Source organism: Klebsiella sp. C360, from assembly GCF_048822415.1.
GTDB lineage: Bacteria > Pseudomonadota > Gammaproteobacteria > Enterobacterales > Enterobacteriaceae > Klebsiella > Klebsiella quasipneumoniae.
Genome location: NZ_JBMEZZ010000001.1, coordinates 49,458 through 72,117, shown reverse-complemented (window position 1 = coordinate 72,117; position 22,660 = coordinate 49,458). Strand labels below are relative to the sequence as shown.

Annotated in this window: 20 protein-coding genes; 8 read left to right on the top strand and 12 right to left on the bottom strand. The window is 60.5% G+C overall.

The features are described from left to right. Positions 1-32: 32 nt before the first annotated feature. The 4 genes from uspF to nifJ form a co-directional block, all read right to left on the bottom strand. Entirely contained in the window at positions 33-467 is a 435-nt protein-coding gene (uspF, locus tag ACOI7D_RS00320) for a universal stress protein UspF (protein WP_023289426.1), read from the bottom strand. Positions 468-548: 81 nt separating this feature from the next. Beyond that, positions 549-761 carry a KTSC domain-containing protein gene (locus ACOI7D_RS00315; RefSeq protein WP_023289427.1) on the bottom strand — a complete coding sequence of 71 codons (213 nt, stop codon included), beginning with the start codon at positions 759-761 and terminating at the stop codon, positions 549-551. Positions 762-905: 144 nt separating this feature from the next. Then, positions 906-2,030 carry a porin OmpK37 gene (gene ompK37, locus ACOI7D_RS00310; RefSeq protein ID WP_044522574.1) on the bottom strand — a complete coding sequence of 375 codons (1,125 nt, stop codon included), beginning with the start codon at positions 2,028-2,030 and terminating at the stop codon, positions 906-908. 358 nt (positions 2,031-2,388) lie between these two features. Continuing rightward, positions 2,389-5,916, bottom strand: coding sequence for a pyruvate:ferredoxin (flavodoxin) oxidoreductase (gene nifJ, locus ACOI7D_RS00305; protein WP_109547427.1), 3,528 nt, complete (start codon positions 5,914-5,916; stop codon positions 2,389-2,391). Positions 5,917-6,277: 361 nt separating this feature from the next. Here nifJ and ACOI7D_RS00300 point away from each other — a divergent pair, with 361 nt between their 5' ends. Beyond that, entirely contained in the window at positions 6,278-6,541 is a 264-nt protein-coding gene (locus tag ACOI7D_RS00300; RefSeq protein ID WP_008805145.1) for a DUF333 domain-containing protein, read from the top strand. 31 nt (positions 6,542-6,572) lie between these two features. Here the strand turns inward: ACOI7D_RS00300 and hslJ are convergent, their stop codons facing one another. The 3 genes from hslJ to ACOI7D_RS00285 all read right to left on the bottom strand — a co-directional run bounded on the left by hslJ (position 6,573) and on the right by ACOI7D_RS00285 (position 8,773). Further along, a complete protein-coding gene (gene hslJ, locus ACOI7D_RS00295; protein WP_004204013.1) occupies positions 6,573-7,013 on the bottom strand; it encodes a heat shock protein HslJ in 441 nt (146 codons plus the stop codon). Between the two features lie 122 nt (positions 7,014-7,135). Continuing rightward, positions 7,136-8,125, bottom strand: a complete 990-nt coding sequence (locus ACOI7D_RS00290) for a 2-hydroxyacid dehydrogenase (protein WP_032452619.1) — start codon at positions 8,123-8,125, stop codon at positions 7,136-7,138. Positions 8,126-8,272: 147 nt separating this feature from the next. Then, complete coding sequence (locus ACOI7D_RS00285; RefSeq protein WP_023289432.1) at positions 8,273-8,773, bottom strand: DedA family protein; 501 nt, start codon at positions 8,771-8,773, stop codon at positions 8,273-8,275. 206 nt (positions 8,774-8,979) lie between these two features. Between ACOI7D_RS00285 and ACOI7D_RS00280 the strand changes: the two genes are divergently transcribed. From ACOI7D_RS00280 to ACOI7D_RS00270, 3 genes are read left to right on the top strand one after another with little or no spacing between them, the layout of a single operon-like run. Beyond that, positions 8,980-11,619 carry a YdbH family protein gene (locus tag ACOI7D_RS00280; RefSeq protein ID WP_109547426.1) on the top strand — a complete coding sequence of 880 codons (2,640 nt, stop codon included), beginning with the start codon at positions 8,980-8,982 and terminating at the stop codon, positions 11,617-11,619. Next, positions 11,616-11,801: a YnbE family lipoprotein gene (locus ACOI7D_RS00275; RefSeq protein WP_004204017.1), complete on the top strand. Its 186-nt coding sequence runs from the start codon at positions 11,616-11,618 to the stop codon at positions 11,799-11,801. Before ACOI7D_RS00280 ends, ACOI7D_RS00275 begins: the two co-directional genes overlap by 4 nt. 7 nt (positions 11,802-11,808) lie before the next feature. Beyond that, positions 11,809-12,132 carry a YdbL family protein gene (locus tag ACOI7D_RS00270; protein ID WP_023289434.1) on the top strand — a complete coding sequence of 108 codons (324 nt, stop codon included), beginning with the start codon at positions 11,809-11,811 and terminating at the stop codon, positions 12,130-12,132. On the opposite strand, the gene feaR is transcribed toward ACOI7D_RS00270, so the two are convergent. Then, positions 12,133-13,035, bottom strand: coding sequence for a transcriptional regulator FeaR (gene feaR / locus ACOI7D_RS00265; RefSeq protein ID WP_048334936.1), 903 nt, complete (start codon positions 13,033-13,035; stop codon positions 12,133-12,135). Positions 13,036-13,270: 235 nt separating this feature from the next. Between feaR and ACOI7D_RS00260 the strand changes: the two genes are divergently transcribed. Further along, a complete protein-coding gene (locus ACOI7D_RS00260; protein WP_109547425.1) occupies positions 13,271-14,770 on the top strand; it encodes an aldehyde dehydrogenase family protein in 1,500 nt (499 codons plus the stop codon). A gap of 124 nt (positions 14,771-14,894) precedes the next feature. Further along, a complete protein-coding gene (locus tag ACOI7D_RS00255) occupies positions 14,895-15,785 on the top strand; it encodes an oxidoreductase (protein WP_109547424.1) in 891 nt (296 codons plus the stop codon). Positions 15,786-15,802: 17 nt separating this feature from the next. Here ACOI7D_RS00255 and ACOI7D_RS00250 read toward each other — a convergent pair whose 3' ends face one another. From ACOI7D_RS00250 to ACOI7D_RS00235, 4 genes are read right to left on the bottom strand one after another with little or no spacing between them, the layout of a single operon-like run. Then, positions 15,803-16,534, bottom strand: a complete 732-nt coding sequence (locus ACOI7D_RS00250) for a class II aldolase and adducin N-terminal domain-containing protein (RefSeq protein ID WP_032452631.1) — start codon at positions 16,532-16,534, stop codon at positions 15,803-15,805. Between the two features lie 5 nt (positions 16,535-16,539). Next, on the bottom strand, positions 16,540-17,370 hold the full coding sequence (locus tag ACOI7D_RS00245) for an ABC transporter substrate-binding protein (RefSeq protein WP_109547423.1): 831 nt from the start codon (positions 17,368-17,370) through the stop codon (positions 16,540-16,542). 23 nt (positions 17,371-17,393) lie between these two features. After that, on the bottom strand, positions 17,394-18,266 hold the full coding sequence (locus ACOI7D_RS00240) for a phytanoyl-CoA dioxygenase family protein (RefSeq protein ID WP_109547422.1): 873 nt from the start codon (positions 18,264-18,266) through the stop codon (positions 17,394-17,396). 26 nt (positions 18,267-18,292) lie between these two features. Beyond that, entirely contained in the window at positions 18,293-19,813 is a 1,521-nt protein-coding gene (locus ACOI7D_RS00235) for an amino acid ABC transporter permease/ATP-binding protein (RefSeq protein WP_023289441.1), read from the bottom strand. A 488-nt stretch (positions 19,814-20,301) separates the two neighbouring features. Between ACOI7D_RS00235 and ACOI7D_RS00230 the strand changes: the two genes are divergently transcribed. After that, positions 20,302-21,216: a LysR substrate-binding domain-containing protein gene (locus tag ACOI7D_RS00230; protein ID WP_004204026.1), complete on the top strand. Its 915-nt coding sequence runs from the start codon at positions 20,302-20,304 to the stop codon at positions 21,214-21,216. 170 nt (positions 21,217-21,386) lie between these two features. Next, a complete protein-coding gene (locus ACOI7D_RS00225; protein WP_109547421.1) occupies positions 21,387-22,643 on the top strand; it encodes a flavin-containing monooxygenase in 1,257 nt (418 codons plus the stop codon). The last annotated feature ends 17 nt before the right edge of the window (positions 22,644-22,660 follow it).

The following is a 22,660-nucleotide window of genomic DNA, read 5'->3' as shown; positions in this document are numbered from 1 at the left end:
ATAAAAAGCCCGCCGGGCGGCGGGCTGAGGCGTTAGCGAACGACCAGCACCGAGCACTCGGCGTGGCGGACCACCGCGGCGGCGTTGGAGCCCAGCAGATAGGTGGTAATATCCGGCCGGTGCGAAGCGATGATCACCAGGTCGGCGGGTAGCGACCTGGCGAGGGCCAGGATCTTATCCTTTGGCGACCCTTCGGCAACGTGAAAATGTTTCCGATCTTCCGGGATAGAGAACTGCTTCGCGAGCTCTTTAAGCTGCGTTTCCGTCCCTTCGCGCAGCTCATCCATACCAGGCAGTTCGGCGGTATAGGCCATTCCCAGTGAGGCATAATAAGGCAGGGAAGGGATAACGGAGAGGAAATGGACCTCAGCGTCGTCAATCCGCGCTTCCGATTCAACGTGACTGATAATGCGTTCAGTAAATTCTTTATCAGAGATATCGATGGGGACAAGAATCATTCTGCTCATAAAACCTCCTGTTTAAGTATCCCCTCATATTGTACGGCATTATGGCACGTTTTGTATCATGACCGCAGTCACACTTTGACATTAACGTGGCTTGCGTTCGGGGAATTTTCCCTTTATCACGCCGTCATAAAATCGGCCTTTTGACACCACCTGTAAAAAGTCACGAAAAATACGCGGTGGAACCCCGGTATATTGCAACGGCGGCTGGTGATAAAAACAGATTTCCAGCGTGGCGGAGGCGTCATCATAGGCGACAGAGATAATTCGGGAAGATTTTACCGGGTGATGATGCATGATGGACGTCCTCGGGCAGGCACTGACTGAGCACGACTATATCACTAAACGGACGGCTATTTTAAGCTGTGGGATATATTGTTTTGTTTTAGCTGCTGCGATGCAAAGAGAGAGAAAGCCCGCCGGAACCGGCGGGCTGGCGCATCAGAACTGGTAAACCAGGCCCAGCGCGACGATGTTGTCGGTAGAAATACCGTTGTCTTTGTAGAAGCTGTCGTTGTCATCCAGCAGGTTGATTTTGTAATCAACGTAGGTGGACATATTACGGTTGAAGTAATAGGTGGCGCCGACGTCCATATATTTGACCAGATCTTTATCGGCGTAGCTGCCGGTATTATAGAGATCTTTGCCTTTGGACTGCAGGTAGGAGATAGCCGGACGCAGACCGAAGTCGAACTGATACTGAGCAGTGACTTCGAAGTTTTGCGTCTTGTTGGCCACGCCGTCATTGCCGTACGGGGTCATGTTGCGGGTTTCAGAGTACATGGTCGCCAGGTAGATATCGTTGGCGTCGTACTTCAGACCGGCAGTCCAGGCTTCGGCTTTATCGCCGCGGGCGTTGGTCTGGGTCATCTGGTCGTTGGTACGGTCAGAAGAGGTATAGGCCGCAGCCGCGCTGATGCCCATGCCGAAGTTATAGGAGGTGGAGAGACCGAAACCGTCGCCGTTGTCAAAGCGAACATCGCTGTCGCTGCTGCGGTTGTTGGTGCCGACGTTGATATCCTGGGCGTTCTGGCCTTCGTTTTTACCCTGATACTGCAGGGCGAAGTTCAGACCATCCACCAGACCGAAGAAATCGCTGTTGCGGTAGGTCGCGACGCCGTTGGCGCGGCCTGCCATAAAGTTATCCGCATAGGTGTAAGAGTCGCCGCCGAACTCCGGCAGCATATCGGTCCAGCCTTCGACGTCGTACAGCACGCCGTAGTTACGACCATAGTCGAAAGAACCGTAATCGCCCACTTTGATACCGGCGAAGGCCAGACGGGTCCACGCCTGATCGCCGGCGCTTTCGGTATTGTTGGCCTGAACGTTGTATTCCCACTGGCCGTAACCGGTGAGCATATCGTTGATCTGGGTTTCGCCTTTAAAGCCAAAGCGAACGTAAGTTTGGTCGCCGTCTTTTTTCGAGTCGCTGGAGAAATAGTGCAGACCGTCTACCTTGCCATAGACATCTAATTTATTTCCGTCTTTATTATAAATTTCCGCCGCGTGCGCAGCGCCAGCGGCTAATAAAGCCGGAATAACGAGGGCCAGTACTTTTCTTTTCATGAAGAAATTCCTTTAACTGTTTTTATGTTCTAGCTTCCGGGAAGGAAGTGAACTCATGCTAAAGGAGCGGTCTGAGATATGGTAAGACTCAATTGTTACGATATAAGTAAAATCTAAATAAAATACGTCTGAAGTAATGGTGATAATTATGGTGAATATATCTACAAATAATATACAAAATAAAAATTATACATATTCAGTTTGATCGCGTATTATTCGCGCGTTATATGCCTTTATTGTCATGCCAAGCATTTTTATTTGCCGTCTCATTCTGCGGAATGATTTTGTTTATCGGTAAAACGACAAGCCCGAACTTTATGTTCGGGCTTTTTTTATGACTGCGGGAGGAAAAATAACCTTAGCTCTCGCTCGGTGATTTCTCCGCTTTGCCCGCCAGTTGGGCGAGGAAGTCGTAGCGCTTCTGCAGGTCGGCGGCCGCGTCTTTCCATAGTTGCTCCGCCACTTCCGGCTGCTGCGCATTCAGGCGACGGAAGCGTTGCTCATTGAGCAGCGTCTCAGTCAGGGCGTCTGACGGTGGGCGGGAGTCCAGCGCCAGCGGGATCTTACCTTCTTCCGCCCGACGCGGGTCGAAGCGGTAGAGCGGCCAGAAGCCGGTAGCGGTCAGCTGACGCATCTGATCGTGGCTGAGCGCCAGATCGTAGCCATGCTCTTCGCAAGGACTGTAGGCGATGATCAGCGACGGCCCCGGATAGGCTTCCGCTTCCTGAATCGCTTTCACCGTCTGGTTCAGCTGCGCGCCCAGCGAAATCTGCGCCACATAGACATGACCGTACATCATCATGCTGACGCCAAGATCTTTGCGCGCCTTGCGTTTACCGTGCTCGCCAAACTTAGTGACCGCTCCCAGCGGGGTGGCTTTTGACGCCTGGCCGCCGGTGTTGGAGTAACACTGGGTATCCAGCACCAGAATGTTGACATTTTCCGTCAGGCTCAGCACATGGTCCAGACCGCCGAAGCCGATATCGTAGGCCCAGCCGTCGCCGCCGATCAGCCAGACGGATTTCTCCACCAGCGCGTCGGCATCGGTCAGCAGCTCTTCAGCGCCTTGCACGCCGGCCAGCACCTGACGCAGGGCCGCCACCTGTTCGCGGCGCGCTTCCGGCGTCGCTTCGGCATGCAGCGCCGCGTTCAGCTCTGTCGGCAGCTGGTCGGCGAATTCGCTCAGCAGGCGCATCACGCGCTGGCGATGCTGGTCGACGGTTAAGCGGAAGCCGAGCCCGAATTCAGCGTTATCCTCAAACAGCGAGTTGGCCCACGCCGGGCCGCGGCCGTTGGCGTCGGTCGTGTACGGGGTCGAGGGCAGGTTGCCGCCGTAAATGGATGAGCAGCCGGTGGCATTGGCAATCAGCATCCGGTCGCCATACAGCTGGGTCAGCAGTTTGATATACGGTGTTTCGCCACAGCCCGAGCAGGCGCCGGAGTATTCAAACAGCGGGCTGATCAGCTGCGAAGTGCGGATATCAATCCGCTCCAGTTTGCTACGGTCGATTTCCGGCAGGTTGAGGAAGTAATCGTAATTCACTTTCTCCTCTTCCACATGCTCCAGGCGCGACATCATATTGATGGCCTTGATCTCCGGGTTCTGGCGATCTTTTGCCGGGCACACTTCCACGCACAGGTTGCAGCCGGTGCAGTCTTCCGGGGCGACCTGCAGAACGTATTTCTGCCCACGCATATCGCGGGATTTAACGTCCAGTGAGTGCAGACTGGCAGGGGCGTTCTCCATGTCCTCGGGCGCGACCACTTTGGCGCGGATTGCCGAGTGCGGGCAGGCGGCAACGCAGTGGTTACACTGGGTGCAAAGCGCTTCCTTCCAGATCGGGATCTCTTCGGCGATGTTGCGTTTCTCCCAGCGGGTGGTGCCCATGGGCCAGGTGCCGTCCGGCGGCAGGGCGGAGACCGGCAGCGCATCGCCGAGGCCGGCCAGCATGGCGGCGGTGACCGTTTTGACGAAATCCGGCGCGGCGTCGGAGACCACCGGCGGGCGGTTCGGACTGCTGGCATTCACCGGCTGCAGCGGCACTTCCGCCAGGGACTCGCGGGCCAGGGCCAGCGCCTGCCAGTTACGTTCCACCAGCTCCTGACCTTTGCTGCTGTAGCTTTTGGCGATGGCCGCCTGCAGTTCCGCCAGCGCGCTGTCGCCAGGCAGGATGTGAGTCAGATGGAAGAAGGCCATCTGCATCACGGTATTAATGCGCGCCCCGAGGCTGCATTCGCGGGCGATCTTCGCCGCGTTGACCACGTAAAAACGCGCTTTTTTCTGATTCAGGGTGGCCTGCACTTCCTGCGGCAGGCGGGACCAGACTTCATCGGCGCTGTACGGCGTGTTGAGCAGGAAAATGCCGCCGGGCTTCAGCCGCTCGGCCATCTGGTATTTATCGATAAACTGCAGCTGGTGGCAGCCAACGAAATCGGCCTGCGAAATCAGATACGAAGAACGAATCGGCTTTTCGCTGACCCGCAGATGGGAGACGGTCAGGCCGCCCGCCTTCTTCGAGTCATAGACAAAGTACCCCTGGGAGAACCACGGGGTGGAGTTGCCGATGATTTTGATATTGTTTTTGGTGGCCGACACGCTGCCGTCGCTGCCGAGGCCGTAGAACAGCGCTTCGAGCTTGGCCTCTGCCGGCAGGGTATTTTCGCCCAGCGGTAGCGACAGGTTGGTCACGTCGTCATAGATGCCGACGGTAAAGCGCGGCTTCGGCTGGGCGGCCTGCAGCTCATGGAATATCGCCAGCACGCATTCCGGACCGAACTCCTTGGAAGAGAGACCGTAGCGGCCGCCGATGGTCCGCGGCAGCGTCTCGCGCTCGCCGCGGTTAAAGGCTTCCGCCAGGGCGGTCATCACGTCGAGATACAGCGGCTCCGCGTGCGCGCCAGGTTCTTTGGTGCGATCCAGCACCGCCACCGCCCGGGCGCTCTCCGGCAGCGCTGCCAGCAGGTGGGCGGCGGAGAACGGACGATAGAGGCGGACCTTCAGCACGCCGACTTTCTCGCCGCGGCTCAGCAGTTCATCGACCACCTCTTCGCAGGTGCCGATGGCCGAGCCCATAATGACGATGACGCGCTCCGCCTGCGGATGGCCGTAAAACTCAAACGGTTTGTACTGGCGGCCGGTGGCGGCGGCGAAGTCATCCATCGCTTTCTCGACATGATCATAAACCCCGTCGTACCACGGGTTGGTGGCCTCCCGCGACTGGAAGTAGGTGTCAGGGTTGGCCGAGGTCCCGCGGATCACCGGGTGTTCCGGATTGAGTGCGCGCTGGCGATGCTCAGCGATTTTTTCCTGCGGCAGCAGGGCGCGAATCGTGTCATCCGCCAGCGGGGCGATTTTGTTGATTTCGTGCGAGGTGCGGAAACCATCAAAGAAATGAATAAACGGCACCCGGCTTTGCAGAGTGGCGATATGCGAGATCAGCGCGAAATCCTGCGCTTCCTGAACGCTGCTGGCGCACAGCATGGCGCACCCGGTCTGGCGGACCGCCATCACATCGGAATGGTCGCCGAAAATCGACAGCGCGTGGGTGGCGACAGTGCGGGCGGCGACGTGCAGGACAAACGGCATCAGCTGGCCGGCCAGTTTGTACAGCGTGGGGATCATCAGCAGCAGGCCCTGCGATGAGGTAAAGGAGGTGGAGAGGGCGCCGGTCTGCAGCGCGCCATGTACGGCGCCAATGGCGCCTGCCTCCGACTGCATTTCGACCACGCGGGGCACATCGCCCCAGACGTTTTTCAGCCCATTGCCGGCCCAGGCGTCGGCCTGTTCCGCCATCGTTGAACTGGGCGTGATCGGGTAGATGGCGATAACTTCACTGGTGCGAAACGCGACGGAAGCGACCGCGCCATTACCATCAATAGTAATCATAGGAAGACACCCTTACATTGCGCAAAAGAATGGACGCGTAAAACCGCGACGCGCCCTGTAATTATATAAGAGGTAGTTTAGCAAACCGTTGATGCCGCCATTTTTGCATTTGTGTCCTCAATGCGGCGGCCACCCGTGACCAGATCAATATTTTGCGCGGTTCGCGGAGAAAGTGGCTTTCCAGGGCGTGAAGGCTAGCGATTGTCCGGTGGCGAACCCGGGGGAGATCAACCTTTAGGCAGAAATTTGCTAGAAAATGTTAATGAGACGCATAAATACGTACTTCCCCTCTCGACGCCGCGCGCCACGCTGCCTATTATTCTTGGGTTTGCTTTTTAAGACGTTTCCGAGGGGAGAGAAAATGCGAGCTGCGATATTAGTGGGATGTGCGGCGCTGTTGCTGTCGGCGTGCAGTAGTGAACCCGTTCAGCAGGCCACGGCGGCGCACGTCACGCCAGGAATGCGGGCGGCGATGAGCGACGCCGGCCAGGCCAACTGCGCCATGATAGGCGGCTCGTTATCGGTGGCTCGTCAGCTCGATGGTTCGGCGATCGGCATGTGCGCGTTGCCGAACGGTAAACGCTGCAGCGAGCAGGCGCTGGCGGGCGGAAGCTGCGGCTATTAATGGCAGCCCCGCAGCGGGTTCACCACGCCGGCTAGTGCATCAGGTCGGCGAGTTTATAGACCAGCGTCTGGTCGGCGGTCGCCAGCGTCAACTGGTTTTCCGTCAGATCGACCTGCGCGCCCTCGCGCAGCATCTTACCAATGGTCGCGTCAAGGGTATTGAGCTGGGCATCGTGGCACAGCATCCGGGTCATCGCCAGCGATTTAACCTTCAGCTCGCCGTCCGACACCTTACCTTCCCCGCTGAAGCCGTTGCACATATTGCCCGAAACATACATATTGCCCGTAATAGCCATCTTCTCGCCGAAGCTCAACTCCAGCGGCCGGTCGCCCGCGTTCACCGCCTGGCCGTTGACGCTGGTCAACACGAAACGATGATGCTGTAGCTGTTCCGCGCCGGTGGACACCTTACTGTTATAGACACAGCCGGACAGCAGCAACCCTGCCGCCAGTAATGCCGCAAATTTGTTCATTTTTACTCCAAAACATTCACATTACTAATAAAACAAAGCCAGTGTAACGGTATCGCAGCGGGGATCTGTGGGGATTATCTGAATGTGCTCCCCCGGGGAGAGGAGCACAAAAGGGAAAGGAATCAGACGATAGCGTTCGGGCAGGTTTCACCGTTGGCGACCTGCTGCAGATTGCCCAGGGTGGTCTCCGAAATGCTGATCAGCGCCTCGGCGGTGAGGAACGCCTGATGGCCGGTAAACAGCACGTTGTGGCAGGCGGAGAGGCGACGGAAGACGTCGTCCTGGATCACGTCGTTGGATTTGTCTTCGAAGAACAGATCGCGTTCGTTCTCATAAACGTCCAGCCCCAGCGCGCCGATTTTCTGGTGCTTCAGGGCATCGATGGCCGCCTGGGAATCGATCAGCGCGCCGCGGCTGGTGTTAATCACCATCACCCCGTCCTTCATCTGATCGAAGGCCTCGCGATTGAGCAGATGGTAGTTTTCGTCGGTGAGCGGGCAGTGCAGGGAGATCACGTCCGACTCCTTGTACAGCGTGGCCAGGTCAACATATTCCACCCCCAGCTCCAGCGCGGCGGCGCTTGGGTACGGGTCAAAAGCCAGCAGACGCATGCCGAAGCCTTTAAGGATCCGTAGCATCGCCACGCCAATTTTCCCGGTGCCGATCACCCCGGCGGTTTTGCCGTACATGGTGAAACCGGTGAGGCCTTCGAGGGAGAAATTGGCATCACGGGTACGCTGGTAGGCGCGGTGGATGCGGCGGTTAAGCGACATCATCATGCCGATCGCATGTTCAGCGACCGCTTCCGGTGAGTAGGCCGGGACGCGCACGACGCGCAGGCCAAGCGCTTTCGCCGCCTCGAGGTCGACGTTGTTAAACCCGGCGCAGCGCAGGGCGATATACTTCACGCCGTGAGCCTTCAGCTCCTCCAGCACCGGACGGCTGCCGTCGTCATTGACGAAGATGCATACCGCTTCGCAACCGTGGGCGGTTTTGGCGGTTTTCTCTGTCAGCAGGAAGTCGAAGAATTCCAGTTCAAAGCCGTAGGTATCATTAACGTGCTGCAGGTACTTTTTATCGTACTGCTTCGTACTGTAAACCGCGATTTTCATAAGACTTTTCTCCAGTGATTATAACGTCACGGTAGTATATTTAAAATAATCGTACAATTATTAAAAAATAGTTTAAATAGCAGGTGCTTATCCTAATTCTAGAGCATATCGCGGATTTGCGGAATCTCTTTGAAAGACAAAGTTTTTTCACCACAAACTCAGGCTTAAAGCACCGGGGGAGAGTAGCAGAAACGGCCACAGCAGACCGGAGGTGACGTTAGCCAGCTGAAACGACCACAGCGGCAGGCCGCTGGCGCCGCTGACCAGGGGCAGGGTGGCGCGCAGGGGAGAGAGGAAGCGACTGAAAAAGACCGCCCACAGCCCGCGGCGCTGAAAAAAGAGTCGACTGCGGGCCAGCCGCTCGGCGGTCAGCCAGCGCAACTGCGTGAGGCGGTGACGATAGCGAACGCCTAACCACCACGAGAGCCAGAATCCGCCGATGGCGCCGAGGCTGGCGCTGGACCACATTAACAGGAAATGACCGAGGCTGGCGGAAGCGAATGTCCCCAGCAGCAGCAGGCCGGAGGTGCCCGGGATCGCCAGCGACACCAGCGCGCAGGATTTAGTGAAAGTGAGCAGGAAAACCATCAGTAATACCAATGGATAGTGGCCCTGTGCGCTCTCAATGAGCGAGATAATTAACGACACTGTCTCTCCCGCAAGCAAAACCGAACTGGCTGGAGTGTGGCAGGTAGCGCTTAAACAAAAGCTAAATAGTGACGAGCGATCGCCGCGCCGCGATACCGGCTGGCAACTATGCTTTAACAGGTCGCAAACTTTCACTCACTGGTCGAACGTGTCACAATGGGCGCCTTTCGGCTTTTACTTATGTTGAATCAGGATATTAACTGCCCATGAAGGGTAAATATAAAGCCGCCATCGCGCTGGTGTTAGCGCTGGTGTTACTGCCGCTAACCCTGCTGTTGACGCTGACCCACTGGGTGCCGACGCTGGCGGGCATCTGGCTGCCCGTGGGGACTCATATCGCTTTGCAGGAGAGCCCGCGTCTTACGCGCTCCGCCCTGCTGATCCCCGATCTGCGCTATCTGGTGGGCGACTGTGAACTCGCCCGGGTGACCGATGCCCGTCTCTCGCGCCCCAGCCGCTGGCGGCTGCATATTGGCCAGCTGGAGATCAACAGCGCCTGCCTGAGCAAACTGCCGGCCAGCGATCCCGCGCCGGGGGCGCCGCGCACCCTCGCCGAATGGCAATCAATGCTGCCCTACAGCTGGTTAACCATTGAGAACCTGCGGCTGTCGCCGTGGGAAAAATGGCAGGGGCGGCTGGTGATGTCCTTGACGCCTGCGCAGCAGGATATCGGCTTCGCCGGGAACGATTTGAGCCTGCAGGCGCGCCTGCGCGGTCAGGCGCTCACTGTCAGCCAGTTCAGCGCCCGGCTGACTGACGATCAGCCGCCGGTGAAGCTGGTGGGGACCTTCCATCTGCCGCTGGTGCCGGATGGCCTGCCGGTCGATGGCCAGATGCAGGGTACCTTCGAATTTCCGCAGACCGCAGAATGGATCGATGCCGAGCTGGCGTGGCAGCATAATCGCGGCCAGCTGCTGGTCACCCCGCGCGGCGAGGTGGAGCCCATTCTCGACCTGCCGTGGGAGATCACCCCGGAACGGATCACCATCAGCGACGGCCGCTGGCGCACCCGCTACGAGGCGTATCCGCTGAGCGGCCGCGTGGCGCTGTCGGTCGGTAACTGGCAGCAGGGCACGGAACAGATGATCGTCAGCGGCCGCTTAAACGTGCTCACCGAGGGGCATGCCGGCAAAGGCAACGCGGTGCTGAATATCGGTCCGGGCAAGTTAAGCATGGATAACAGCGACCTGCCGCTGCGGCTCACCGGCGAGGCCAAGCTGGGGGAGATGATCTTTTACGCCGCGCTGCCGGCCCAGCTCAGCGGGTCGCTGGTCAGCCCGCAGCTGGCGTTTCACCCCGGGGCGCTACTGCGTTCGCGCGGGCGGGTGATCGACGCGCTGAACATTGACGAAATCCGCTGGCCGCTGGCCGGGGTGAAGGTCACCCAGCAGGGCGTCGATGGCCGCCTGCAGGCGATCCTCCGCGCCCATGAGCAGCAGATGGGCGACTTTACGTTGCACCTGGACGGCCTGGCGAACGATTTTCTGCCCGACAGCGGCCGCTGGCAGTGGCGCTACTGGGGCGAGGGGCATTTCACGCCAATGCAGGCGCGCTGGGATGTGAAGGGCAGCGGTGAGTGGCGGGACAATGCCATTACGCTGAGCAGCCTCTCCACTGGCTTCGATAAGCTCGAGTACGGCACGATGCGGGTCAGCACGCCGCGTCTGACCCTCGAGCAGCCGATTCGCTGGCTGCGCGACGCTGAGCATCCGCGGCTGACCGGCGCGCTGTCGCTGGATGCGGCAAAAACCACCTTCTCCGGCGGCAGCTATCTCCCGGCGTCGACGCTGAAATTCGCTGTCGACGGCCGGGATCCGACGTGGTTCCAGTTCACCGGCGCGCTGCACGCCGATACCATTGGCCCGGTGCGGTTGACCGGGCGCTGGGATGGCGAACGGCTGCGCGGCCAAGCCTGGTGGCCAAAACAGTCGCTGACGGTATTCCAGCCGCTGGTGCCGCCGGACTGGAAGATGAACCTGCGCGAAGGCAGTCTCTATGCGCAGGTGGCCTTCTCGGCAGCAGCCGGGCAGGGATTTGAGGCGGGCGGTCATGGCGTCCTGAAGGGCGGCAGCGCCTGGATGCCGGATAACCAGATCAATGGCGTCGACTTCGTTCTGCCGTTCCGCTTCAGCGATGGCCACTGGCAGCTGGGCACCCGCCGTCCGGTCTCCCTGCGCATTGGCGAAATCGTCAACCAGGTCACCGCGCGCAACCTGACGGCGGACCTGCAGGGCACCTGGCCATGGAGCGAGGCCAATCCGCTGCAGCTTAGCGACGTCAGCGTCGACCTGTTAGGCGGCAAGCTGACCCTGCTGCAGCTGCGCATGCCGCAGCGCGACCCGGCGCTGATCCGTCTGCAGCACATCTCCAGCAGCGAACTGACCAGCGCGGTCAAGGTGAAGCAGTTCGCCATGTCCGGGGCGGTGAGCGGCGCGCTGCCGCTGTGGCTGGAGAATAATCAATGGATTATCCACGACGGCTGGTTGCGCAATGACGGACCGATGACGCTGCGGCTCGATAAAGACACCGCCGATGCGCTGGTGGCGGACAACGTCTCCGCCGGGGCGGCGATCAACTGGCTGCGCTATATGGAGATCTCCCGTTCATCGACGCAGATTAACCTCAACAATCTGGGCGTGCTGACGCTTAAGGCCGCCATCAACGGCACCAGCCGGGTGGACGGGAAAAGCAGTACCGTGCATTTAAACTACGCTCATGAGGAGAATATTTTCGATCTGTGGCGCAGTTTACGCTTCGGCGACAATTTACAGGCGTGGCTTGAGCAAAATGCCACGCTGCCCGTGCGGCGCTGTACGGACGGTAAGACATGTAAGGAACCTAAATGAAGAAGCTGTTACTGGCCATAGTGGCGTCGATGCTGCTCGCCGGCTGTACGCCGCGTATCGAAATTGCGGCGTCGAAAGAGCCCATCACCATCAATATGAATGTCAAAATTGAGCATGAGATCCATATCAAGGTCGATAAGGATGTGGAAAACCTGCTGAAATCCCGCAGCGATTTGTTCTGAGGCGACGATGAGAAAACGACTGTTAACCGCGGCGCTGGCGCTGACTCTGCTCAGCGCGCCCGCGCTGGCGTTGACCCTGAACGAAGCGCGCCAGCAGGGGCGGGTGGGGGAGACGCTGAACGGCTATCTGGCGCCGCTGCGTCAGGATAAAGAGACGCTGGCGCTGGTGAAGCAGATTAACGCCGCGCGCAGTGAAAGCTACCAGCAGCTGGCGGATGACAACAATCTGCCGGTGGATGAGGTAGCGAAAATGGCCGGACAGAAGCTGGTGGCCCGCGCTCAGCCCGGCGAGTACGTTCAGGGGCTGAACGGCCAATGGCTGCGCAAATAGTTAGCGGCAGCGCTTACGGTATTCGCCCGGCGAGACGCCGAAGCGCTGCTTAAAGGCGGTGGAGAAATGGCTGTGGTCGCTGAAGCCCCAGCGGTAGCCGATCCCCGCCAGCTTTTCGTCGTCATGGACGTTCTGTAACGCCCGGGCGCACAGATCCAGCCGCCGGTTCTTAATATACTGCGCCACTACCAGCCCTTTGTCGGCAAACAGCCGGTAGAGGCTGCGCACCGACATTCCCGTCTCGCTGGCCAGCCACTCCGGCCGCAGGTGTTCCGACTGAATGGACGCGTCGATTAACGCAATGATCTTCTGAAACTGCTGGTCCCGCCGGGACGGGGTCGGCTCGCGCTGGCGCAGCACCGGGCGCAACAGGCAGGCGATCGCGTCCAGCGCCGCCTCACTCTCGCTGGCGGAGAGCGTCGTGCCGCCCATACTCTCCAGCAGCAGGCGCTGACTGAGCTGCACCATCGGCAGAGACTTGTCCAGCCGGCAGGCGGTAGCGATCTCGCCCGTCGGCGCCACCCGCTGGCGCGGCAGCAACAGCGAAGCCTGACGCGAGGTCTGCTGCCAGACGATAGAGCACGGGCGGGCGGCGTCGATCAGCGTGATATCCCCCGCCGCCAGGGTCACCTGGCGATCGTCCTGTTCGATCACCGCTTCGCCGGCGAGCTGAAACACGGTATAGAACCAGGCGTCGTTATCGCGTTTGATCTCATTGCGCGTGCGGTAGAGATTGACGCCGGCGGCGGTGACCGTGCTGACCTTGAGACTGCCGGCGTAGCGGGCGTCAATGTCGCCGTGAAAGCGTCCCTCCAGCGGCCGGGCGGCGAAATGGCCGCAGACCTGATTGATCGTCGCCAGCCAGCGCTGGTAGGCCAGCCCCCCCTCAGCCGTGGTCATCATTCGCCGTTCTCCTGTAATAATAATGTTTCTGCATTGTTGCATTTATGCCGCCTCAGGCAAGGGCGCGATGGCGGGTATATGAAAGAACTATTACCTGCGGCACATTTCTGTCAGGGCAGGCGACGGAATTGCGGCGACTGTCACAGCGGCGCAAACGAATGTCACAGAGAAAAAAGCGCCAGCCGCCAACCGGACATAGACTGAAAGCACTATCCGCGAAGAATAAGGAAAGGGTATGTCCACCTCTCAGATAGCGCTGCTTGCCAGCGTCCAGCAGTTTTTAGACCGTCAGCATGGCCTGTATATCGACGGCGCTCCCTGCGCCGCGCAGAGCGAAAACCGGTTAACCGTCTGGGATCCGGCCACCGGGCAGGCGATCGCCACCACCGCCGACGCCAGCCCGGCGGATGTCGACCGGGCGGTGATGTCCGCCTGGCGCGCCTTCGTCGATCGCCGCTGGGCCGGTCGCACCCCGGCCGACCGTGAGCGCATCCTGCTGCGCTTTGCCGATCTGGTGGAGGCGCACGGCGAGGAGCTGGCGCAGCTGGAGACCCTTGAGCAGGGTAAATCCATCGCCATCTCCCGCGCCTTCGAGGTCGGCTGCACCCTGAACTGGATGCGCTACACGGCGGGGCTGACCACCAAAATCAGCGGCCGGACGCTGGACGTCTCGATCCCGTTCCCGCAAGGGGCCCGTTACCAGGCGTGGACCAAAAAAGAGCCGGTGGGGGTCGTGGCGGGCATCGTTCCGTGGAATTTCCCGCTGATGATCGGTATGTGGAAGGTGATGCCGGCGCTGGCGGCGGGCTGCTCGATCGTCATCAAACCCTCGGAAACCACCCCGCTGACCCTGCTGCGGGTGGCGGAGCTGGCGACCCAGGCGGGCATTCCTGACGGGGTGTTCAACGTGGTCACCGGCAGCGGCGCCGGCTGCGGCGCGGCGCTGACCTCGCATCCGCAGGTGGCGAAGGTGAGCTTTACCGGCTCGACGGCCACCGGGAAACAGATTGCGCGGGTGGCCGCCGACCGACTGACCCGCGTGACGCTGGAGCTGGGCGGCAAGAACCCGGCGATTGTGCTCAAAGACGCCGATCCCCAGTGGGTCATTGAGGGGCTGATGACCGGCAGCTTCCTCAACCAGGGACAGGTCTGCGCCGCCAGTTCGCGGATCTACATTGAAGCGCCGCTGTTTGACACCCTGGTCAGCGGTTTCGAGCAGGCGGTGAAATCGCTGCAGGTGGGACCGGGGATGCAGGAGACGGCGCAGATCAACCCGGTGGTCTCCCGGGCCCACTGCGACAAGGTGGCGGCCTACCTCGAAGAGGCCCGCCAGCAGAAGGCGGAGCTTATCAGCGGCAGCGCCGGGCCGGATGCCGGGGGGTACTATATTCCGCCGACGCTGGTGGTCAACCCGGACGCCGGGCTGCGCCTTACCCGCGAGGAGGTGTTTGGCCCGGTGGTGAACCTGGTGCGGGTGGCTGACGGCGAGGAGGCGCTGAGCCTGGCCAACGACAGCGATTTCGGCCTGACCGCCAGCGTCTGGACCCGCGACCTGACCCAGGCTCTCAACTATACCGACCGCCTGCAGGCCGGGACGGTATGGGTCAACAGCCATACCCTGATTGACGCCAACCTGCCGTTCGGCGGCATGAAGCAGTCCGGTACCGGTCGCGATTTCGGCCCGGACTGGCTCGACGGCTGGTGCGAAACCAAATCGGTCTGCGTGCGTTACTAGCCCTCCGTCGGGGAAGGCGCATCGCTTTTCCCGACATCCCGCTTGCCGACCTCCGCGCTTTCTCGCTACTGTGGAGGGCAATCTTTGCCCGCGCAGGGCGGTGAATGATGAGGAGGTCTTCGGCATGACAGCATTTCCTGAGGTTGCACTAATTGGTCCCGGCGCCATCGGCACGACTATCGCCGCCGCCCTGTTTGCGGTGGGAAAGGCGCCGGTGGTTTGCGGGCGCACTGCCCATTCGTCGCTGGTGCTGCGCACTGATGAGGGTGAGATCGTGGTCCCCGGCCCGGTGCTCACCGACCCAACGGCGATAGCCGCCCCCTTCGACCTGGTGTTTGTCGCGGTGAAGGCCACCCAGACGGAGGCCATCGCCCCCTGGCTGACGGCCCTGTGCTCGCCGGACACCGTGGTATGCGTGCTGCAAAACGGCGTCGAGCAGCGCCAGCAGTTTGCCCCTTTGACCGGCGGCGCGACGGTGCTGCCGTCGGTGGTCTGGTTTCCGGCGCAGCGCGACGCCGATGCTTCCGTCTGGCTGCGCGCCGCGCCGCGACTGACGCTGCCGGACCTGCCGGGGGCGGAGCGGGTGCAGCAGGCGCTGGCGGGAACCCGCTGCGCGGTGGAGCTGGCGGCCGATTTTACCACCGTGGCCTGGCGTAAACTGCTGCAGAACGCCGTCGCCGGACTGATGGTGCTGACCGGACGACGCGCCGGGATGTTCGCCCGGGAGGAGATCACCGCTCTCGGACTGGCCTATTTGCGCGAATGCCTGCAGGTGGCGCGGGCGGAAGGGGCCGTCCTGAGCGACAGCGTGCCGGAGGAGATCATCGCCGGTTTTCATCGGGCGCCTGCCGACCTGAGCACCTCTATTCTGATCGATCGCCTGCATGGCCGACCGCTGGAGTGGGATATTCGTAACGGGGTGGTGCAGCGTCGCGGGCGTCAGCACGGCATACCGACGCCGCTCAGCGATATCATCGTGCCGCTGCTGGCGGCGGCCAGCGACGGCCCGGGCTGACCCGGGCTGGCGCGGGGTTAGTCCACCAGGGAGGGATCGAGGTCGATCATCAACTGCTTCATCTCGGCAAAGTGCTGCCGGGAGAAATCGGCAATCTTCTCCCAGTCCTGGGCGGTTTTTTCCGCCACCGCGTCTGACAGCACCTTCAGCGGCTGGCCGGTTGACCAGGCGGTGATCAGGATCTGACAGGCGCGCTCGAGGGTCCAGATATCGTCGAACGCTTCGCCGATGGTCGGGGCGGTCACCAGCACCCCGTGGTTGCCCATCAGCAGACGGCGTTTATCCGCCAGCAGCCCCGCCAGCCGGGCCCCTTCTGCCGCGGTGTCCGCCATCCCGCCGTACAGCGTATCGACGGCGACCCGGTTAAAATAGCGGGCCGTGTTCTGGTCGATGGGCAGGATCTGCGGCGTCGCCAGACAGGCGAGGCTGGTGGTGTACACCGGGTGCAGATGCAGCACCACCCGCACGTCCGGCAGCCGCTGATGGATCTGCCCGTGAATAGCCCACGCGGTGGCATCGACGTCAGGGCGCGCGGCGCAGCTTTCATCATCGGCGTTCAGCACCAGCAGATCGCTGGCGCGGATGCGCGAAAAGTGTTTCCACTTCGGGTTCAGTAAAAACGTCTTCCCGTCGGCGGAGAGCGCGGCGCTGAAATGGTTGGCCACCGCCTCATGCATGCCAAGATGGGCAATGATGCGAAAGGTGGCCGCCAGGTCGATGCGGATCTGCTCTTCATCGGTATCGCGCATGGGCATTACTCCGCTTTTGGCATCAGGGTCTGCAGATCCTCTGCCGTCGGCGCCTGGAAGTGATATTTCTTCAGCAGGGCGGCGTATTCCGGCGTCGTGCTGTATTTTTTCAGCGCCTCTTCAAGGGCGGTTTTCACCTCAGTGTTGCCTTTTTTAACGCCAAAGCCGTTCAGCACCGGATAGATCAGGGTGTCAGAGGCGATCACCACCCGGTCGCCCAGCTTTTCCACCACTCCGCGCGCCACGGCGGCGTCGGTGATCTGTGCATCCACTGCGCGCGACAGCAGCGCCTGGGTGGTCTGCGGGTCGGTGGTATAGACGCTCAGCGCAATCGGCTTCAGCCCCTTCTTCACGCAGTAGTCGGCGGAAAGCTTCTGCAACTGCGCCAGCCACGAGGTGGCGCCCATCGAGCCGATTTTATGCCCGCAGAAGTCTTCCGGGGTCTTTGGCTGATAGTCGCTCCCTTTACGGGCGAGGATCGCTTCCCCGCTTTTCAGGTACGGCACCATGTCGATCACCTTCAGGCGCTCGGCGGTAATGTACATCGACGAGTTGGTGATATCGAAGCGCCCACCCTGAAGCCCGGGGATCAGGTTGGGGAAGCGGGTATCGATATTCACTGCTTCACGGCCCATAGTCTTCGCCAGACCATCGAGCAGCTCGATGTCAAAACCGGCCGGCTTATTGTTTTCCATGTACTCGTAAGGAAAAAAGGTCATATCCGAACCGGCGGTGATCTTGCCGCTTTGCTGAAAGGCCAGTGCGCTAAAGGATGTCAGAGCAGCCGCTGCGCAGAGCAGCAGAGCCAGCGGGCGTGGTGCGAAAAAGCGTGTCATAAAACCTCCGGAGTGTGGGCGAATTACATGCTGGCGCGATCGGCACCGGCCTGCTGAACAAAAAACGAAGCGCCGCGCGGCTTCTGCGGCAGACGAAGCTGGTTATCGGTGCTGCGCACCAGACCGCTCTCTTCCCCGGCCACCAGCTGGCCGGCATGGCGGCTCGGCAGCGGGGTTTCGCCGAAGGGCAGCGCATCCTCGGCGGCGTAGACGCTGATGAACAGGGTGCGCGGCAGGGCGGTTTCGTTGGGGCTGGAGGCGTGCAGCAGGCGGGTATGCATAAAGCAGACTGAGCCCGCCGGGCCAAAACAGGCCTGCGGCTGCTGGCAGTGAGTCGTCACCACCTCGTCATCCACCGCTCCGGTGAAGCGCCCCTCCTGCCAGTGGGACCACAGCGGCCCCTGATGGCTGCCCGGCACCACGTTGAGCGGGCCATTCTCCGGCGTCACCTCGCTGACCATCAGCAGGGCGGTGATGATGTCGTCATTGCTGTGCGGGGTGAAGAGGAAATCCTGATGCCATTTCACCTCGGTGGCGGTGTGCGGCAGCTTGGAGTTAATTTTGCTGTGGTGAAAGCGGGTGCCGCTGCCGCCGATCAGCTGCGCGGCGATGGTCGCCATCCGCGAGTTGAGCGCAGTATGGCGATACGCCTCGGAGATCTCCGTCGGGGAGGCGACCCGGCGCAGCGACGGATGGTCGGGAGCATGGTCGCGCTCGATATCGAAGCGCGGCCGCCCGTCGAGGGTTTCCCCCCACGCCGACGCGTGGCGGCGGCTCTCCTCGACCCAGCCGTCAAAATCGCTCTGCAGAGTGGCGATGTCGGCGGCGGAAAGCACCCCTTCGACCACCAGATAACCCTGCTGATGAAACTGCTCAATTTGCCACTGCGCAATCATAGTTTTTCCTCTTCACGTCCCGATAGTTAAGCCAGAGAAACATCTTTCAGAAAGGCCTCGACCCGCGGGTGTTGCCCGCTGCGCATCGCCTGCGGCGTGTCATCGCACACCACCCGGCCTTTCTCCATAAACACGATCCGGTCAGACACTTTGAAGGCGAAGTTCATCTCGTGGGTGACGATGACCATGGTGATGCCTTCATGGGCCAGGGATTCGATAACCTGCAGCACCTCATTCACTTTTTCCGGATCCAGCGCCGAGGTGGGCTCATCGAACAGCATGATCTGCGGACGCATCATCAGGGCGCGGGCGATTGCCACCCGCTGCTGCTGACCGCCGGAGAGCTGGTGCGGATACTTCCAGGCGTGTTCCAGCATGCCCACCTTGTGCAGCAGCTCGCAGGCGTGCTGGCGCAGCTCCGCGTCGCTTGCCAGATGGTGATAGCGCGGGGCCAGCAGCAGATTGCCGAACACGGTCAGATGTGGGAACAGGTTGAAGCTCTGGAACACCATGCCGATATTCAGACGGTGTTCGGCATTCTCCATAAAGCGCGGCTTCTGCTGCCCCTGGCGGTCGAGATGAATAAAGGGCTGGCCGTTAATCTGAATTTCGCCGTTGTCGATCTGCTCAAGACCGTTCAGCAGGCGAATGAGGGTGGTTTTTCCCGAGCCCGACGGGCCGATGACCGACACCACTTCGCCGGGCTGGATCTGCAGGCTCACCGCCCCCAGCACTTCGACGTTGTTGTAGGCCTTATGCAGCTTAGAGGCCTGCAGCGCCGGCTCATGGCCCTGGGAGACGCTGCGCGCCATCGCCGGGCGGCGGGCGGTCGCCAACTGCTGCATCTCGGCATCCACCGGCCGGGCGGTGTCGCGTCGGGTGACATCGAGGTAGTTCTCCAGCCGTTTCAGCAGAAAATCGAACACCGTGACGATAAAGATGTAATAAAACGCCACGGCGGTCATGGTCTCCATGACCAGAAAGTTCTGCGAGTAGAGCTGCTGGCCGACCATCAATATTTCGGTCAGGGAGATCACCGACACCAGCGAACTGAGCTTCACGATGGCGATATACTCATTGGCCAGCGCCGGCAGGGCGACGCGCAGCGCCTGGGGAATGATCACCCGCCACTGGATCCCGGCGTAGCGCAAACCCAGGGCCCGCGCGGCTTCACTCTGTCCGCGGGGGATGGAAAGCAGCCCGCCGCGATGGATCTCGGCGATATAGGCCGCTTCGCTGAGGACCATCGCCAGCAGGCCGGCCCAGAAGGGGTCGTTCAGCACCGGCGCGAAGGAGGGCAGCGCCTGCGGCATGTTGTAGACAAAAATCAGCAGGACCAGCAGCGGCATACTGCGAAATAACCAGATATACAGCCGGGCAGGGGTGGATAACCAGCCGCGCGGCGACTGTTTAGCCAGCGCCAGAATAAATCCGAGCACAATACTGCAGCCCCAGGTCAGCAGACTTAATTTAATGACGGTCCAGGTGGCCCACCAAAAATCGGCATCGCTGAGCAGACTTAACATGTAGTTCCAGTTAAACGTCATGGGCTATTTCACTCGTCATAATTAACCTAAATGAAAGCGGCTCGGCTGTGCATTAATGGGGAGCCGCCGGTGTTCATCGTGCGAATACACTATGCTGGCAGGATGCTTTCAGAGGCAATTAGTAAATTTTTGGTCTTTAAGTTTAAAAAAACTATACAGCGTTATTAACGATATGGAATTTAAAGTGATTATCAGGATACTTTGCGTAAACAATTTAAAAACAATAGCTGTAATTTAATAACGCCATTTTATGCAGACAGGTTATTTTGCGCGAAACTGGGGCGACCGCTGCCTGCTCAATGTGCAGCGTGATGCATAATGGTGCAAGCGGGGAAATAAACCGCGCCGGCGCGGGAGGAGAAAAAATAATATCGCCCCCTGGCGGGCAATGCGCCGCCATTCTTCGCGGGTGGCACGCGGATTGCTTGGGACTTAGAGGAAAACTATTCCCCGCGTGCGCCGGACCATATTTTATCAATGGTGATGCTATGAACCGATTTACCCTGAAGCAGCTCAAATATTTCGTCACCGTGGTGGAGACGGAGAGTATCGCCGAGGCCTCCCGCCAGCTGCACATTGCGCAGCCGTCGATTTCCATTGCCATTAAGAATCTGGAGAGCACCTTCGACCAGCAGCTGTTTATTCGCCACCACGCGCAGGGCGTCTCGCTCACCTCCAGCGGTCGGCGGATCTACGATAAAGCGAAGGAGCTGCTGCGCCTGTCGTGGGAATTTGAGCAGAATTCGCGAGCGGATAAAGAGCTGGTTTCTGGCATGATCTCCATCGGTTGCTTTGAGTCGGTGGCCCCGCTGTATATGCCGAAGCTGGTGGCCGGGTTTAAGAAATGCTATCCGGAAATTACGCTGCATCTGTATGACGGCGAACAGCATGAGCTGATGCATGGCCTGCACCGCGGCCGCTTCGACCTGGCGCTGGTCTACGATCTGGAGCTCGGCCACTCGATCAATAAAGAGCGGCTTAATGCCCCGCATAAACCCTACGCGCTGCTGCCCGCCGCGCATCCGCTGGCGCAAAAGGCGCAGGTGACGCTGCAGGAGCTGAGTCGCGAGCCGATGATCCTCCTCGACGCGGTCCCGAGTAAAAATTATTTCATCTCCATCTTTAAGGAAAAGGGCTATCACCCGGAAGTGGCTTACAGCTCCCCCTCTATCGAAATGGTGCGCTGTATGGTCGGCCAGGGGCTCGGTTTTTCGGTGCTGGTCACCCGGCCCTGCTGCGATATGACCTACGATGGCGAAAGGGTGGTGCAGCGGGATATTGCCGACGACATGCCCGCCTCAACCTTAATTATGGCGCACCTCGCTAATAATGAGCCGACGCGGCCGACGCAACTGTTTATGGATTATTGTCGCAGTATCGAATTAACCCCCTCTCACGGCTGAAATAATGCCTGTCGATCCGGCAGGCGTTATTTTTTCTGTCGCCACTCAGCCTCGTAAAATTCTATTCAGTCGATCGTTTTATAATATTTTACCAATTCGTCACAGTTAAATAACCTGAAAGCCGTCAATTCCGGCGACCTCGTCGGCAACTGTGCTTGAAGGATAGAGAAATGACTGAACAGATAACCGAGATCGATACCCTGGTGGTCGGCGCGGGGCAGGCGGGCGTCGCCATGAGCGAGCATCTGACCCGGCTGGATATCCCCCATCTGGTGCTGGAGAAACAGGGTATTGCCCAGGCCTGGCGCAGCGGGCGCTGGGATTCGCTGGTGGCCAACGGCCCGGCCTGGCACGATCGGTTTCCGGGGATGATGTTCCCTGACTGCCCGCCGGACAGCTTTGTCGGCAAAGAGCAGGTTGCGGACTATTTTGCCGCCTATGCCCGCAGCTTCAATGCGCCGATCCGCACCGGGGTGGAGGTGTACAGCGCCGAACGCCTCGCCGGGCGGCCGGGCTTTCGTGTCGACACCTCCGAGGGGGTGATTGAGGCGCAGCGGATCGTGGCGGCTACCGGACCCTTTCAGCGCCCGACGATCCCGGCCATCGCCCCGCAGAGTGAGGCTATTCAGCAACTCCATTCGGCGCACTATTTTAATCCGCAGCAGCTGCCGGAGGGCGGCGTGCTGGTGGTGGGGGCCGGATCCTCCGGCGTGCAGATTGCCGATGAGCTACAGCGTGCTGGACGCGCGGTGTGGCTGTCGGTGGGGGCGCACGACCGGCCGCCGCGTCGCTATCGCCAGCGCGATTTTTGCTGGTGGCTCGGCGTGCTGGGGATGTGGGACGCCGCGGCCAATGCGCCGGGGAAAGAGCATGTCACTATCGCGGTGAGCGGCGCGCGCGGCGGCCATACCGTCGATTTTCGCCAGCTGGCGCATCAGGGGGTCACCCTGGTGGGGCAGACCCGCGGCTTTGACGGCGCCAGGGCGCTGTTCCACCCCGACCTGGCGGAGAATATCCGCCGCGGCGATGCCTCCTATCTTGCGCTGCTCGACGCCGCCGACGACTGGGTCGCGCGCAACGGTTTGGAGCTGCCCGAAGAGCCCTCCGCCCGTGATTTTCTGCCCGACCCGGCCTGCGTCAGCGACCCGCTGCTTAGCCTCGACCTGGCCGAGGCCGGGATCGGCGCCATCATCTGGGCGACCGGGTATACCACCGATTATCGCTGGCTGAAGGTCAACGCCTTCGATGACGCGCAGCGGCCGCAGCATCACCGCGGCGTGTCGACGGAGCCGGGGGTCTATTTCCTCGGCCTGCCGTGGCTGTCGCGGCGCGGGTCCACCTTTATCTGGGGCGTCTGGCACGATGCCAAATATATTGCCGACCAGATCGCCATTCAGCGCCAGTATCAGCGCTACCAGCCGTCCTGATAACCGATTCCTGAAGG

Coding starts and splice junctions, on each gene's coding strand:
- uspF (WP_023289426.1), bottom strand. CDS start 467: ATGAGCAGAATGATTCTTGTCCCCATCGATATCTCTGATAAAGAATTT.
- ACOI7D_RS00315 (WP_023289427.1), bottom strand. CDS start 761: ATGCATCATCACCCGGTAAAATCTTCCCGAATTATCTCTGTCGCCTAT.
- ompK37 (WP_044522574.1), bottom strand. CDS start 2,030: ATGAAAAGAAAAGTACTGGCCCTCGTTATTCCGGCTTTATTAGCCGCT.
- nifJ (WP_109547427.1), bottom strand. CDS start 5,916: ATGATTACTATTGATGGTAATGGCGCGGTCGCTTCCGTCGCGTTTCGC.
- ACOI7D_RS00300 (WP_008805145.1), top strand. CDS start 6,278: ATGCGAGCTGCGATATTAGTGGGATGTGCGGCGCTGTTGCTGTCGGCG.
- hslJ (WP_004204013.1), bottom strand. CDS start 7,013: ATGAACAAATTTGCGGCATTACTGGCGGCAGGGTTGCTGCTGTCCGGC.
- ACOI7D_RS00290 (WP_032452619.1), bottom strand. CDS start 8,125: ATGAAAATCGCGGTTTACAGTACGAAGCAGTACGATAAAAAGTACCTG.
- ACOI7D_RS00280 (WP_109547426.1), top strand. CDS start 8,980: ATGAAGGGTAAATATAAAGCCGCCATCGCGCTGGTGTTAGCGCTGGTG.
- ACOI7D_RS00275 (WP_004204017.1), top strand. CDS start 11,616: ATGAAGAAGCTGTTACTGGCCATAGTGGCGTCGATGCTGCTCGCCGGC.
- ACOI7D_RS00270 (WP_023289434.1), top strand. CDS start 11,809: ATGAGAAAACGACTGTTAACCGCGGCGCTGGCGCTGACTCTGCTCAGC.
- feaR (WP_048334936.1), bottom strand. CDS start 13,035: ATGATGACCACGGCTGAGGGGGGGCTGGCCTACCAGCGCTGGCTGGCG.
- ACOI7D_RS00260 (WP_109547425.1), top strand. CDS start 13,271: ATGTCCACCTCTCAGATAGCGCTGCTTGCCAGCGTCCAGCAGTTTTTA.
- ACOI7D_RS00255 (WP_109547424.1), top strand. CDS start 14,895: ATGACAGCATTTCCTGAGGTTGCACTAATTGGTCCCGGCGCCATCGGC.
- ACOI7D_RS00250 (WP_032452631.1), bottom strand. CDS start 16,534: ATGCGCGATACCGATGAAGAGCAGATCCGCATCGACCTGGCGGCCACC.
- ACOI7D_RS00245 (WP_109547423.1), bottom strand. CDS start 17,370: ATGACACGCTTTTTCGCACCACGCCCGCTGGCTCTGCTGCTCTGCGCA.
- ACOI7D_RS00240 (WP_109547422.1), bottom strand. CDS start 18,266: ATGATTGCGCAGTGGCAAATTGAGCAGTTTCATCAGCAGGGTTATCTG.
- ACOI7D_RS00235 (WP_023289441.1), bottom strand. CDS start 19,813: ATGACGTTTAACTGGAACTACATGTTAAGTCTGCTCAGCGATGCCGAT.
- ACOI7D_RS00230 (WP_004204026.1), top strand. CDS start 20,302: ATGAACCGATTTACCCTGAAGCAGCTCAAATATTTCGTCACCGTGGTG.
- ACOI7D_RS00225 (WP_109547421.1), top strand. CDS start 21,387: ATGACTGAACAGATAACCGAGATCGATACCCTGGTGGTCGGCGCGGGG.